Origin of the sequence: Serratia sp. CY47280, from assembly GCF_052168655.1 — a bacterium.
In the GTDB taxonomy this organism is placed as follows: domain Bacteria; phylum Pseudomonadota; class Gammaproteobacteria; order Enterobacterales; family Enterobacteriaceae; genus Serratia; species Serratia bockelmannii.
Genome location: NZ_JBJNMG010000008.1, coordinates 161,330 through 175,023 on the forward strand (window position 1 = coordinate 161,330; position 13,694 = coordinate 175,023).

The window sequence follows — 13,694 nt, forward strand, 5'->3', positions numbered from 1 at the left end:
GATCAACCACCGCCGCACCATACAGAGAACTGAGCGCGACATGGAGAGAATTACTGTAACGCTTGGGGAGCGCAGCTACCCGATTACCATTGCCGCCGGATTGTTTAACGATCCGGCTTCTTTTATGCCGTTAAAGGCGGGTGAGCAAGCGATGTTGGTCACCAACCAGACCCTGGCGCCGCTCTATCTCGAGCGTGTCCGGCAGGTGCTGGAGCAGAGCGGCGTCGTGGTGGATCAGGTGATTCTTCCCGATGGTGAGCAGTACAAATCTCTGGCGGTGTTGGAGCAGGTGTTTTCGGCGCTGCTCGAAAAACCGCACGGTCGCGATACCACGCTGATCGCCCTCGGTGGCGGCGTTGTCGGCGATCTGACCGGTTTTGCCGCCGCGTGTTACCAACGCGGCGTGCGCTTCATTCAGGTTCCCACCACGCTGTTGTCGCAGGTGGACTCCTCCGTAGGCGGCAAGACCGCCGTCAACCACCCGCTCGGCAAAAACATGATCGGCGCTTTCTATCAACCCGCTTCGGTGGTGGTTGATCTGGATTGCCTGAAAACGTTGCCGATGCGTGAACTCTCTTCCGGCCTGGCCGAAGTCATCAAATACGGGATCATCCTCGATCGCGAGTTCTTCGTCTGGTTGGAAAATAACATCGATGCGCTGATGGCGTTGGATATGCAGGCGTTGGCCTACTGTATCCGCCGCTGCTGCGAACTGAAGGCCGAGGTGGTGGCCGCCGACGAACGCGAAAGCGGTCTGCGCGCCCTGCTGAATCTGGGCCATACTTACGGTCATGCTATCGAAGCCGAGATGGGCTACGGCGTGTGGCTGCACGGTGAAGCGGTGGCTGCAGGCATGGTGATGGCGGCGGAAACCGCGCACCGTCTCGGCCAGTTCTCTGTTGAAGACATCGAACGTATCAAAGCGCTGCTGCTGCGCGCCGGCTTGCCGGTCTGCGGGCCGCAGGAAATGACGCCGGAATCCTATCTGCCGCACATGTTGCGTGACAAGAAAGTGCTGGCGGGTGAACTGCGTCTGGTGCTGCCGACCATGATCGGTGCGGCGGAAGTGCGCGGCGGCGTAGGGCATGAGCTGGTGCTGGCGTCGATCGCCGCCTGCTTGCCTGAGCAGCAGCGTAATTAAATCGGACTAAGTAACAGTGGCTTAGCCGCCATTTGCATCTATATTAATACAGTGAGCAGAGCACGACGGGTGTCGCTTTGCCATCATCGGGTTAATCTGCCCGTGCCACGGTAGGTCTACGGTGGTGGGCTTTTGCCTCTAGTTGGAGGGTTTCAGATGGACGAGTTTAAACCGGAAGACGATCTCAGACCTGATAGCAGCGATCGTCGTCCTACGCGTTCGCGCAAGCCGGCCGCCGCGCCGCGCTTCGCCGTTTCGCGCCAGCATTTGATGATTGGCATCGGCATTTTGGTGCTGTTGCTGCTGATTATCGGCATCGGTTCCGCCCTGAAGGCGCCAACCAAACATGAAGCGGCTCAGGAGAGCGGCGCGCAAAACGGCGCGGCCCGCGATATCAACCTGTCCGGTTCTTCGTCGCTGACCACCGCCAATAACGGCGTGCCGGGCGGCACGACGGATACCCACGATAACAACGGCGTGAGCGCGACTCAGCCGCAGCAACCGCAGAACGTCAGCGTTCCGCCGATCTCCGGCACACCGACCGAAGCGCAAACGCAGCCTCAGCAGGGCGGCGCGCAGCAGCGCGTCGATTTGCCGGGCAACATGGCGGATGCGCTGTCGCAGCAGCAGGGGCAGGTGGATGCCGCGACTCAAGGCATGACCGGCGCAGCGTCGACGCTGCCGACCGCACCGGCGACGGTGATGAGCGGCGCCGCGGCGCGCGAAGCGACGCGTCCTGTGCAGGGCACCGCACCGCAACAGCATAAAACGCCGGCGAAAACCGCCGCCACCAAACCGACCGCGACGCAGCATAAATCACCGACCACGGTGTATACGCCGCCGGCCAAGCCGTCTTCCACCGTGAAAGCGGGAGCGGTCGCCAGCAGCGGCAGTTCACTGCAGTCTGCGCCGGGCAGCCACTATACCTTGCAGCTGAGCAGCGCTTCGCGTTCCGACACGCTGAACGCCTACGCCAAACAGCAGAAGCTGCAGAACTACCTGGTGTACGCCACCAAGCGTGACGGCAAACCGTGGTACGTGCTGGTGAGCGGCAACTATGCGTCTTCTGCGGAAGCGAAGCGCGCCATTGCTTCGTTGCCGGCGGATGTGCAGGCGAAAAAACCGTGGGTCCGACCTGTACACCAAGTGCAGCAAGATCTTAAAAAATAAATCATTTAAATTTGTGCGCTGATGTGCTGTCTGAAACAGAGTACAATCCGCCGCTCTGAATTGTATAAGTAGCTAATTGACGGCATGAAGAAAAACCGCGCTTTTTTAAAATGGGCTGGTGGAAAATACCCGCTGGTAGATGAGATTCGTCGCCATCTGCCGGCGGGAGACTGCTTAATCGAGCCCTTCGTGGGTGCGGGATCCGTCTTTCTGAATACGGATTACGACGCCTACATTCTCGCCGACATCAATAGCGATCTTATCAACCTGTATAACATCGTTAAGCTGCGCACGGATGACTTCGTGCGCGATGCCCGCACCCTTTTCGCCGATGAATTCAATAACTCGGATCAGTTTTACCTGCTGCGAGAAGAGTTCAATACTAGCACCGAGCCTTACCGCCGGGCGCTGCTGTTCCTGTACCTGAACCGTCATTGCTATAACGGCCTGTGCCGCTATAACCTGCGCGGCGAGTTCAACGTGCCGTTTGGCCGGTACAAGAAACCGTACTTCCCGGAAGAAGAGCTCTACTGGTTTGCCGAAAAATCGCGCAATGCCACTTTTGTCTGCGAGCATTACCGCGATACCATGGCGAAGGCCGTGGCCGGTGCCGTGGTGTATTGCGATCCGCCTTATGCGCCGCTGTCGGCGACGGCGAATTTCACCGCTTACCACACCAACAGCTTCAGCATCGCCGATCAGCAGAGCCTGGCGCAACTGGCGCACCAGCTCTCGGTAGAGAGCCAGGTACCGGTATTGATCTCCAATCACGATACCGAGCTGACGCGCGACTGGTACCAGAATGCTGCGCTGTATGTGGTGAAAGCGCGCCGCACAATCAGCCGCAACATTCTCGGCCGCAGCAAAGTGAACGAGCTTTTGGCGCTGTATCGCTAAGCCGGGGCACCCCGGCGCATAACAACTCGACCCTACGTTTGGAGAAGCGGATGAAAAAGTTTTTGATTGCCCCGTCCATTCTGTCGGCAGATTTTGCCCGGTTAGGTGAAGATACCGCTAACGTGCTGGCTGCAGGCGGCGACGTGGTGCACTTCGACGTGATGGATAACCACTACGTGCCCAATCTGACCATCGGTCCGATGGTGTGCGAAGCGCTGCGCAACTACGGCATTACTGCGCCGATTGACGTGCACCTGATGGTCAAGCCGGTGGACCGCATCGTGCCTGATTTCGCCAAGGCAGGCGCGTCTTATATCTCTTTCCACCCTGAAGCTTCCGAGCATGTCGATCGCACCATTCAGCTAATTAAAGAGCACGGCTGTAAAGCCGGCCTGGTGTTCAACCCGGCGACGCCGCTGAGCTACCTCGATTACGTGATGGATAAAATCGACGTGATCCTGCTGATGTCGGTCAACCCGGGCTTCGGCGGCCAATCGTTCATCCACGGTACTCTGGACAAGCTGCGCCAGGTGCGCAAATTGATCGACGACAGTGGTCGAGATATCCGCCTGGAAGTCGACGGCGGTGTGAAGGTGGATAACATCGCTGAAATCGCCGCCGCGGGCGCCGATATGTTCGTCGCCGGTTCCGCCATCTTTGGCCAGCCGGACTACCGCAAGGTGATCGACGAGATGCGCAGCGAGCTGGCGAAGGTTACCCATGGCTGATTTCGGCGCGATCCGCGCATTGGCCTTCGATCTGGACGGCACGCTGGTCGACAGCGCGCCGGGTCTGGCGGCGGCCATCGATATGGCGCTGGAAGAGACGGGCCTGCCGCAAGCGGGTGAGGAACGGGTCGGCACCTGGATCGGCAACGGCGCCGACGTGCTGGTGCAACGCGCGCTGCGCTGGGCGGAAGCGGAAGGCACGCCGGCGCAGTGCAGCCGGCTGCGTGAGCGTTTCGACCATTTCTACGCGCAGACCGTTGACAGCGGCAGCCGCCTGTTCCCGCAGGTGCAAGAGACGCTGGCCCGACTGGCTGCACACGGTTACCCGATGGCGCTGGTGACCAACAAGCCGACGCCGTTCGTGGCGCCGCTGCTGGCATCGCTGGGCATTGGCGATTATTTCTCGCTGGTGATCGGCGGCGACGACGTGACGGAAAAGAAACCGCACCCGGCACCGCTGTACCTGGTGCTTGGCAAGCTTGGGCTGCGCGCGCATGAACTGCTGTTCGTCGGCGACTCGCGCAACGATATTCAAGCCGCACAGGGCGCCGGTTGCCCGAGCGTCGGCTTTACCTACGGTTATAACTACGGTGAATCGATCGCCCTGAGCCACCCCGATCGGGTGTTGGAGCGCTTCGCCGATTTGTTGCCCGCTCTTGGGCTGTCATCTTTAGAGAATCAGGAAATTTAAACATGAGTAAGCCCATCGTATTTAGCGGCGCGCAGCCGTCCGGCGAACTGACCATCGGCAACTACATGGGTGCGCTGCGTCAGTGGGTGCAGATGCAGGACGACTACGACTGCATCTACTGCATCGTCGATCTGCATGCCATCACCGTTCGCCAGGACGCCGAGAAGCTGCGCAAGGCCACGCTGGATACGCTGGCGCTGTACCTGGCCTGCGGTATCGATCCGGAAAAAAGCACCATCTTCGTGCAGTCGCACGTGCCTGAGCACACGCAGCTGAGCTGGGTGCTGAACTGCTACACCTATTTCGGCGAACTGAGCCGCATGACGCAGTTCAAGGACAAATCCGCGCGCTACGCCGAGAACATCAACGCTGGGTTGTTCAGCTATCCGGTGCTGATGGCGGCGGATATTCTGCTGTATCAAACCAACCAGGTGCCGGTGGGCGAAGACCAGAAACAACACCTGGAGCTGAGCCGCGACGTGGGCCAGCGTTTCAACGCGCTGTACGGCGACGTGTTCAAAGTGCCGGAGCCGTTTATTCCTAAATCCGGCGCGCGCGTGATGTCGCTGCAGGAACCGACCAAGAAGATGTCCAAGTCGGACGACAACCGCAACAACGTGATCGGCCTGCTGGAAGATCCGAAAGCGGTGACCAAGAAGATCAAACGCGCAATGACCGACTCGGAAGAGCCGCCTGTCGTGCGTTACGACGTGGTTAACAAAGCGGGCGTCTCCAACCTGCTGGATATCCTCGCCGGTGTGACCGGCAAGAGCATTGCGCAGTTGGAAGCCGAGTTCGAAGGCCAGATGTACGGCCACCTGAAAGGCGCGGTGGCGGAAGCCGTCTCCGGCATGCTGGGTGAGCTGCAGGAGCGCTACCATCGCTTCCGCAACGATGAAGCCTACCTGCAGCAGGTCATGCGCGACGGCGCCGCCAAAGCCCGCGCACGCGCGCAGGAAACCCTGGCGAAGGTCTATCAGGCTGTCGGTTTCGTACCGCCGCAGGCATAACGCCGGCGCAAATAGAAAAAGCGGCCATAGGCCGCTTTTTTTACGTAGGTCTTACGCCATTTGCGCCAGGTTGGCAGGCGATTCTTCGCTGGCGAACCAATTGAGCTTGCTGCGCAGGCTGACCACGCTGCCGACGATGATCAGGCTGGGGCTGGCGGCCTGCAATGACAGGGAACCCAGTTGGCGGAGCTCCCCTTCGATCACCCGTTGGCGGCAAGAGGTGCCGTTTTCCACCAGTGCCACCGGCGTGGCGGCTGGCAACCCGTTAGCGATCAGCTGGCGCTGGATTTCAGCCGCTTGCGATAGCCCCATATAGAACACCAGCGTCTGTTGCCCGGCGGCCAGCGTCGCCCAATCCAATCCACCGTCGGCCTTGGCGTGGCCGGTCACCAGGCGCACGCTCTGCGCATGGTCGCGGTGGGTGAGCGGGATGCCGCTGTAGGCGGAACAGCCCGAGGCGGCGGTAATGCCCGGCACCACCGAGAACGGCACGTTGGCGTCTGCCAGCGTCTCCAGCTCTTCGCCGCCGCGGCCGAAGATAAAGGGATCGCCCCCTTTCAGGCGCACCACGCGTTTGCCTTGCTGCGCCTGCTGCAGCAGGATTTGATTGATCTGCTCCTGCGGCACGCAGTGGTGGCCGGCGCATTTGCCGACGAAGATACGCTCGGCGTCGCGGCGCACCAGCGTCATGATCTCTTCGGAGACCAGCCGGTCGTAAACCACCACGTCGGCCTGCTGGATTTGTTGCAGCCCTTTCAGCGTAAGCAGGCCGGCATCGCCCGGCCCGGCGCCCACCAGAACCACTTCACCGCGATCTGCCGGCTGTTCGCTGAACAGCTGCTCGAGCTGGCGTTCAGCCAGCGCGGCGTCGTCGTTGGCCAGCGACTGCGCCAGCCGATCGTGAGCGAACAACCGTTCCCAGAAGCGCCGACGCGCGCCGAGGCTGCTGAAGCGTTGTTTTACCCGCTGGCGCAGCGAGCCGCCCAGTTGGGCCAGCTTGCCGAGGTGCTGTGGCAGCATCGCTTCCAGCTTCTCGCGCAGCAGCCGCGCCAACACCGGTGCTTTGCCGCCGGAGGACACCGCGACCATGATCGGCGAACGGTCGATAATCGACGGCATGATAAAGCTGGCGCGTTTCGGATCGTCCACCACGTTGCAGAACACCCGCTGCTGGTTGGCGCACTGATACACCCGTGCGTTGACCTCTAGCCGGTCGGTAGCGGCGATCACCAGCCATTTTTCCACCAGCAGGGCCGGGCTGAATTCGCCTTCGGCCAGCGTCAACCGGCCTTCTGCCGCCCACAGGCGGAACTGCGGGGTGAAGTCTACGGCGTTGACGGTCAGCGCCGCACCGGCGTCCAGCAGCAGGCGCGCCTTGCGTTCGGCGATCTCGCCGCCGCCGACCAGCAGGCAGGCTTTGTGTTGCAGTTGGCAGAAAATCGGCAGGTAGTCCATCGGCACTCCTCGGGGGTAATCAGTGTGGGGGCGAAATGCGCCCCCGAAAACTTAGGCGGTCTGACGTACGGCGGCTTTCGCCGCCTGCGGGCGTTCGGCGCGCGGCGTGGCGTACCAATACCCCAGACCCATTAGCACCGAGCCGGACAGGATGTTGCCCAGCGTCACCCACAGCAGGTTGTGGCCGATGCCGGTGAGGGTGTAGGCCTCGCTGTGGTTGCCGAACCAGGAGAGGGCAAACAGCGTCATGTTGGCGACGGAGTGTTCGTAACCCGAGGCGATAAAGGCCAGCAGACACCACCAAATGGCGATGAACTTGGCGGCGCCTTCTACGCGGATCGCCATCCAGATCGCCAGGCAAACCAGCCAGTTGCACAGCACGCCCTTGAAGAACAGCACCTCGGCCGGCGCGGTGGTTTTTGCCAATGCGGCGCTGTGCACCAGACTGGTATCCACCGGCAGCAGGCTACCGCCGCCGTAGTAATACATCAGCGCCACCAGCACCGAGCCGAGCAGGTTGCCGAACCAGGTTTGCGGCAGCACTGCCCACATCTGGCTTTGGCGGATGGTGCCGGCCTTGACGCCGAGCGTCAGGAACATCGTATGGCCGGTGAACAGTTCGGAACCGGCGATGATCACCAGCGTCAGCGCGATGCCGAAGGTGGCGCCCATCACCAGCGGCCGCACGCTTGGGTCGGCCAGGTTGCCGAGGGTGAAGATCAGGATGATGCCGAGGCCGACGTAGGCGCCCGCCATCGCCGAGCTGATCCAGAAGCCGAGCGGACTCTCCTTCGCCAGGCGGACGATGCGCGCCGCGTTGGCGGCGCATTTGTTGATCGTGTCGGTAAACATGTTGCCTCCCGAAAGGTTATGCCGCGACTTGCACGATGCCGTCGACCACCCGGCTGGTGAAGCTGGCGACGGAACGGCTGTCATCTTCCAGACAGTGGCCGTCGTACAGGCGGAAATGCTGTTTCTTCAGCGGGCTGGCGACCCACAGTTCGCCTTGATGCTCGGCGATCAGCCCGCGTGACAGCACGCTGGCCTGGGCGAACGGGTCGATATTGCTGATGGCGAACACCTGTTCGTCGGCATAGGGGCGGAACACCGCCACCTGCCGATCGCCGATCAGGGCGCACACGCCGGTGCCGGGCAGAATGTCGGCGACGGGACAAACGGTAATCCACTGGCTCATGCGTGGCTCTCCTCGGTATCGATCAGGGTGACGGGAATGCGCTCATCAGGGCGCGCCGGGCGGTGCTGGTCGCGTTCGGCCACTACCTGCACATTCGGATCGCGCAGCGGGCTGTTGATGAAGTGAGCGAAGCGAAGCTGCGTTTCCGGATGCTCGACGGTCTCTTTCCACTCGCAGACCACCGCGTCGCGCAGGCGGGCGATCTCCGCTTCCAACTGCTCGTTGATGCCGAGCTTATCGTCGACGATCACCTTGCGTAGGTAATCGATGCCACCTTCCAGGCTCTCCAGCCATACCGAGGTACGCTGCAGCTTATCGGCGGTGCGGATATAGAACATCATGAAGCGGTCGAGGTAGCGCACCAGGGTCTCGCGATCGAGATCGGCGGCCAGCAGGTCGGCGTGGCGCGGTTTCATGCCGCCGTTGCCGCAGACGTACAGGTTCCAGCCGTTCTCGGTGGCAATGATGCCGACGTCCTTACCCTGCGCCTCGGCGCATTCGCGGGTGCAGCCCGAGACGCCGAACTTCATTTTGTGCGGGGTGCGGATACCTTTGTAGCGATGTTCCAGCGTGACGCCGAAGCCGACGCTGTCGCCGACGCCGTAGCGGCACCAGGTGCTGCCGACGCAGGTTTTCGCCATGCGTAGCGCCTTGGCGTACGCGTGGCCGGTTTCAAAGCCGGCGGCGAGCAGCTTGCTCCAGATGGCCGGCAGATCGTCTTTCTGCGCCCCGAACATGCCGATACGCTGCGAGCCGGTCATTTTGGTGTAGAGGTTGTACTCCTTGGCGATCTGGCCGATGGCTAGCAGGCCGTCCGGGGTGATTTCGCCGCCGGCGGAGCGCGGGATCACCGAGTAGGTGCCGTCTTTTTGGATATTGCCGAGGAAGTTGTCGTTGGTATCCTGCAGCGGCGTATGCTGCGGCTTGAGGATGTACTCGTTCCAGCATGAGGCCAGCAGCGAGCCGACGGTCGGTTTACACACTTCGCAGCCGTAGCCTTTGCCGTATTTGGCCAGCAATGCCTCGAACGACTTGATGCCTTCGACGCGGATCAGGTGGAACAGCTCCTGGCGTGAATAGGCGAAGTGTTCGCACAGGTGGTGGTTGACCTCGATGCCTTGCTTGCTCAGCTCGGCGTTCAGTACCTGGGTGAGCAGCGGGATGCAGCCGCCGCAGCCGGTGCCGGCCTTGGTTTCGGCCTTCAGCGCCGCCACGGTGTGGCAGCCTTTGTTGACCGCCTGGATGATGTCACCTTTGCTGACGTCGAAGCAGGAGCAGATCTGCGCGCTTTCCGGCAGCGAATCCACGCCGATGGCCGGTTTGCTGCCCGCATGGGCCGGCAGGATCAGGCCGTCCGGGTTCTCCGGCAGCTCGATGCCGTTCAACGCCAGCTGCAGCAGGTTGCCGTAGTCGCTGGTGTCGCCCACCAGCACTGCGCCGAGCAGGGTTTTATTGTCGGCGCTGACCACGATGCGTTTGTAGACTTCTTTGCTTTCATCCAGATAAACGTAGCTGCGGGCGCCTTCGGTGCGGCCGTGTGCATCGCCGATGCCGCCGACGTCCACGCCCAGCAGCTTCAGCTTGGCGCTCATGTCGGCGCCCTGGAAGCCATTTTCGCGGCCCAGCAGGCGATCGACGGCCACCTGCGCCATTTTGTACCCCGGGGCCACCAGACCGAAGGTGCGATCGCGCCAGGCGGCGCACTCACCGATGGCGTACACGTCCGGATCCGACGTCTGGCAGCTGTCGTTGATGGCGATGCCGCCGCGGCGGCCGATCTCCAGCCCGCACTGGCGCGCCAGCTTGTCCTGGGCGCGGATGCCGGTGGAGAACACGATGAAATCCACTTCCAGCAGGCTGCCGTCGGCGAAATGCATGGTTTTGCGCGCCGTGCCGCCGCCGTTGACGATCTCCTGGGTATTTTTGCCGGTGTGTACCTTGACGCCCATGCGCTCGATCTTACGGCGCAGCTGGTCACCGCCCATCGGGTCGAGCTGTTCGGCCATCAGCATCGGAGCGAACTCGATCACGTGCGTTTCCACCCCTAGGCTTTTCAGCGCGCCGGCGGCTTCCAGCCCCAACAGCCCGCCTCCGACCACCGCGCCGCGTTTGCTGCGGCGCGCGCAGGCTTCGATGGCATTCAGGTCTTCGATGGTGCGGTAAACGAAGCAGTCCTGGCTATCCGAGCCTTTAATCGGCGGGATCCACGGATAGGAACCGGTGGCCATGATTAGCTTGTCGTAATAGACGGTGCGGCCGGTGTTGGAGTGGATCACCTTCTCGTCACGATTGATGGTGATAGCGCGTTCGCCGACCAGTACCTTTACGCCGTGTTTTTCGTAAAAGCCTTCGCGCACCAGCGACAGCTCTTCGGCGGTGTGGTGAGAGAAGTAGGAAGAGAGGTGCACGCGATCGTAAGCGATACGCGGCTCTTCGCAAAATATGGTGATTTCGAACTGGTCTTTGTCTGCTTTATCCAACAGATCTTCGATGAACCGGTGGCCGACCATGCCATTGCCGACGACGGCAAGTTTGACTCTGCTCATTATTGCCTCAAAATTCTGGTTTCCTAGGGTTACCTTATCCCTCCCGATGAGCAATTTATTGATGCAAATCAATCACACTCCCATATACCTCCAATGTGGTATATAAATGATTTTTCACGTTTTTTGATAAGTTGCGGATTTTATTCATCTTTAGCTGAAGCGAGTCAGTTTGCAGGTAAATTACCCCGCAGGGAGTAAACGCAAGGGGTAGGCATGGCACGGCGACTTTGTCAGCGCGATCCGCTGCCAGTATGATGAAGAAAACCAGCGCAACGGCAGAGGTGAAGGGTGGCGAAACGTCCATTGAAGTTTATCGACAACCTGCGTTTAAGCGGGCATGAAGGATTGTGGCAACTGGCAATCGAGCAGGGGCGCATCGCGCATCTGGTGCCACAGCCGGAAGGACAGGAGTGGCGCAGCGACGTGCTGGATGCGCAGGGCGGGTTGGCGTTGTCGGCGTTCGTCGAACCGCATATCCACCTGGATACCACGCAGACCGCCGGTCAGCCGGCCTGGAACCAGTCCGGCACGCTGTTCGAGGGCATTGAGCGCTGGGCTGAACGCAAAGCGCTGCTGACTCATGAAGACGTCAAACAGCGCGCCTGGCAAACGCTTAAGTGGCAGATCGCCAACGGCGTGCAGTATGTGCGCACCCACGTCGACGTTTCCGATCCCACGCTGACCGCGCTGCGCGCCATGCTGGAGGTGAAGCAGGAAGTGGCGCCTTGGGTGACGCTGCAGATTGTCGCCTTCCCGCAGGAGGGGATCCTTTCCTACCCCAACGGCGAAGCGTTGCTTGAAGAAGCGTTGCGGCTTGGGGCCGACGTGGTGGGCGCCATTCCGCACTTCGAATTCACCCGCGAGTACGGCGTGGAGTCGCTGCATAAGGCGTTCGCGCTGGCGCAAAAATACGATCGGCTGGTGGACGTGCACTGCGATGAAATCGACGACGAGCAATCGCGCTTCGTCGAGACCGTGGCGGCGCTGGCACTGAAGCTAGAGATGGGAGCGAAAGTCACCGCCAGCCACACCACGGCGATGCACTCTTACAACGGCGCTTACGCCTCGCGGCTGTTCCGTCTGTTGAAGATGTCCGGCATCAACTTCGTCGCCAATCCGCTGGTGAACATTCACCTGCAGGGCCGTTTCGACAGTTACCCGAAACGGCGCGGCGTGACCCGAGTGAAGGAGATGCTGGAGGCGGAGATCAACGTCTGTTTCGGCCATGACGACGTGTTCGATCCTTGGTACCCGCTCGGCACCGCCAACATGCTGCAGGTGCTGCACATGGGGCTGCACGTGTGCCAGCTGATGGGCTATGGCCAAATCGACGACGGACTGAAGCTGATCACCCACCATAGCGCGCGCACGCTTAACCTGAGCGACTACGGCCTGGCGGCCGGCAACAGCGCCAACCTGGTGATCCTGCCGGCGGAAAGCGGCTTCGACGCGGTGCGTCGCCAGACGCCGGTGCGTTATTCGATTCGCCAGGGTGCGGTGATCGCCGAAACGCGGCCGGCGGAAACCACGCTGCATTTGCAGCAGGAGGAGACGGTGGATTTTCGGCGCTAAGGCGCAAAAAAAAGGGCGCCTTGCGGGCGCCCTTGATGTATTTGATGCGAAGAAATCAGTGCGTCACGTGACCGTGGCTGCGGTGCTTGGTCACGAAGCCCAGCAGCAGACACATCACGAACACCGCCAGATACAGGCCGTTAGCGGTGGTCAGCGCCGCATGCGCGCCGCCTTTCGCCACGATCGGGCCGGTGACCACGAAGGTCAGCATGGTGCCGATGGTACCGCAGGTCAGGATAAAGTTGACCAGCTTCGGCGAGGAGACCTTAGTCTGCAGCGAGCCGAGGGTGATCAGCGTGGTGTAGATGGCGCTGGAAACGAAGCCCAGGGCCATGATGTAGTAGCCCAGGTGCTCCGGATTGTCGGTGCTGACGAACAGGTACATCGCGCCGGTAGCCAGCGCGGCCAGCACGGTGACGATGCGTTGCAGATCGAAGAAGCGCAGGATGAAGCTGAACACCCACATGCCAACCATATAAGAGGTCCAGAAGTCGCTCACCAGCTTACCGGCCTGGCCGATGTCCATGTTGAACGACTTGGTGGCGTACTCAGGCACCCACTGAATGAAGCCCAACTGGCCGAGGATGTAGCACAGCGCGGCGATCGACAGGAACAGCACGCCGATGCCCCATTTTTCTTTCTCGACTGGTTGACCGGCATCGGCGCCTTTCTTGCCCAGCACCGGGAAGTCGGAGCACAGGGTCAGCACGAAGATCCCCACGTACAGCAGGCCGATGCAGGCATAAACCCAGTACCAGCCGATATGGCGGGCCAGCAGCATCGCGGCGACGATCGGGAAGATCATCCCGGCCATGCTGAAGAAGGAATCGGTGAACAACAGGCGCGAACCGCGCTGGCGGCCGGCATACATGTGGGTGATCAGGAAGGTGCCGATCGACATGGTGATGCCGCTCACCACGCCGAGGATAAACATGCACAGCGAGAACATGGTCAGGCTCTTGCCGAGCATCAGCCCTGCGACCGCCAGCACCATCAGGACAAAGCCGAAGATCAACTGACGCTTCAGCGGGATGATTTCCATCAGCCAGGCATTGAGGAAGATCGAAATCAAAATACCGGCGTTGAGGAAAGTAAAGGTGTTACTCATGCTGGAAACCGGCAGATTAAAGTACTCTGCAATGTTTCCCATCACCATCCCTGTGACGATCACTAAAGCACCGGTCAGCGCGTACGAAAAGAAGCTGATCCAGGTAAGCCGTATGCGGTTACTGTCATTCATTGTATAGGCCTGAATATGTCTGTTAGAGGTTTTAAAGCTGGCATAAGGC

Annotated in this window: 12 protein-coding genes; 7 read left to right on the top strand and 5 right to left on the bottom strand. The window is 60.9% G+C overall.

Going from position 1 to position 13,694, the window contains the following annotated elements:
* The first annotated feature begins 40 nt into the window (after positions 1 to 40).
* The 6 genes from aroB (at position 41) to trpS (ending at position 5,637) form a co-directional block, all read left to right on the top strand.
* Positions 41 to 1,141, top strand: a complete 1,101-nt coding sequence (gene aroB, locus ACJ8J4_RS22585) for a 3-dehydroquinate synthase (RefSeq protein WP_043138898.1) — start codon at positions 41 to 43, stop codon at positions 1,139 to 1,141.
* 156 nt (positions 1,142 to 1,297) lie between these two features.
* Complete coding sequence (locus tag ACJ8J4_RS22590; protein ID WP_043138896.1) at positions 1,298 to 2,311, top strand: SPOR domain-containing protein; 1,014 nt, start codon at positions 1,298 to 1,300, stop codon at positions 2,309 to 2,311.
* A gap of 84 nt (positions 2,312 to 2,395) precedes the next feature.
* A complete protein-coding gene (dam, locus tag ACJ8J4_RS22595) occupies positions 2,396 to 3,208 on the top strand; it encodes an adenine-specific DNA-methyltransferase (RefSeq protein WP_025304536.1) in 813 nt (270 codons plus the stop codon).
* Positions 3,209 to 3,258: 50 nt separating this feature from the next.
* Complete coding sequence (gene rpe / locus ACJ8J4_RS22600; RefSeq protein ID WP_004930320.1) at positions 3,259 to 3,936, top strand: ribulose-phosphate 3-epimerase; 678 nt, start codon at positions 3,259 to 3,261, stop codon at positions 3,934 to 3,936.
* Positions 3,929 to 4,627 carry a phosphoglycolate phosphatase gene (locus ACJ8J4_RS22605; RefSeq protein ID WP_089181414.1) on the top strand — a complete coding sequence of 233 codons (699 nt, stop codon included), beginning with the start codon at positions 3,929 to 3,931 and terminating at the stop codon, positions 4,625 to 4,627. Before rpe ends, ACJ8J4_RS22605 begins: the two co-directional genes overlap by 8 nt.
* Before the next feature lie 2 nt (positions 4,628 to 4,629).
* On the top strand, positions 4,630 to 5,637 hold the full coding sequence (gene trpS, locus ACJ8J4_RS22610; protein WP_025304534.1) for a tryptophan--tRNA ligase: 1,008 nt from the start codon (positions 4,630 to 4,632) through the stop codon (positions 5,635 to 5,637).
* 51 nt (positions 5,638 to 5,688) lie between these two features.
* Here the strand turns inward: trpS and cysG are convergent, their stop codons facing one another.
* The 4 genes from cysG to nirB are packed head-to-tail and all read right to left on the bottom strand — an operon-like array spanning position 5,689 to position 10,833.
* The gene (gene cysG, locus ACJ8J4_RS22615) at positions 5,689 to 7,092 is read right to left on the bottom strand and encodes a siroheme synthase CysG (protein WP_049206053.1); all 1,404 of its coding nucleotides are present in this window, start codon (positions 7,090 to 7,092) and stop codon (positions 5,689 to 5,691) included.
* A gap of 51 nt (positions 7,093 to 7,143) precedes the next feature.
* Positions 7,144 to 7,944: a nitrite transporter NirC gene (gene nirC, locus ACJ8J4_RS22620; protein WP_049206055.1), complete on the bottom strand. Its 801-nt coding sequence runs from the start codon at positions 7,942 to 7,944 to the stop codon at positions 7,144 to 7,146.
* 16 nt (positions 7,945 to 7,960) lie between these two features.
* Positions 7,961 to 8,287, bottom strand: coding sequence for a nitrite reductase small subunit NirD (nirD, locus tag ACJ8J4_RS22625; protein WP_038878129.1), 327 nt, complete (start codon positions 8,285 to 8,287; stop codon positions 7,961 to 7,963).
* Complete coding sequence (nirB, locus tag ACJ8J4_RS22630) at positions 8,284 to 10,833, bottom strand: nitrite reductase large subunit NirB (protein ID WP_060448459.1); 2,550 nt, start codon at positions 10,831 to 10,833, stop codon at positions 8,284 to 8,286. The genes nirD and nirB overlap by 4 nt, the downstream gene beginning before the upstream one ends.
* A 303-nt stretch (positions 10,834 to 11,136) precedes the next feature.
* Between nirB and ACJ8J4_RS22635 the strand changes: the two genes are divergently transcribed.
* Positions 11,137 to 12,405: a cytosine deaminase gene (locus ACJ8J4_RS22635; protein WP_319637010.1), complete on the top strand. Its 1,269-nt coding sequence runs from the start codon at positions 11,137 to 11,139 to the stop codon at positions 12,403 to 12,405.
* A 55-nt stretch (positions 12,406 to 12,460) separates the two neighbouring features.
* On the opposite strand, the gene tsgA is transcribed toward ACJ8J4_RS22635, so the two are convergent.
* Entirely contained in the window at positions 12,461 to 13,645 is a 1,185-nt protein-coding gene (tsgA, locus tag ACJ8J4_RS22640; RefSeq protein WP_025304528.1) for an MFS transporter TsgA, read from the bottom strand.
* Between the last annotated feature and the right edge of the window lie 49 nt (positions 13,646 to 13,694).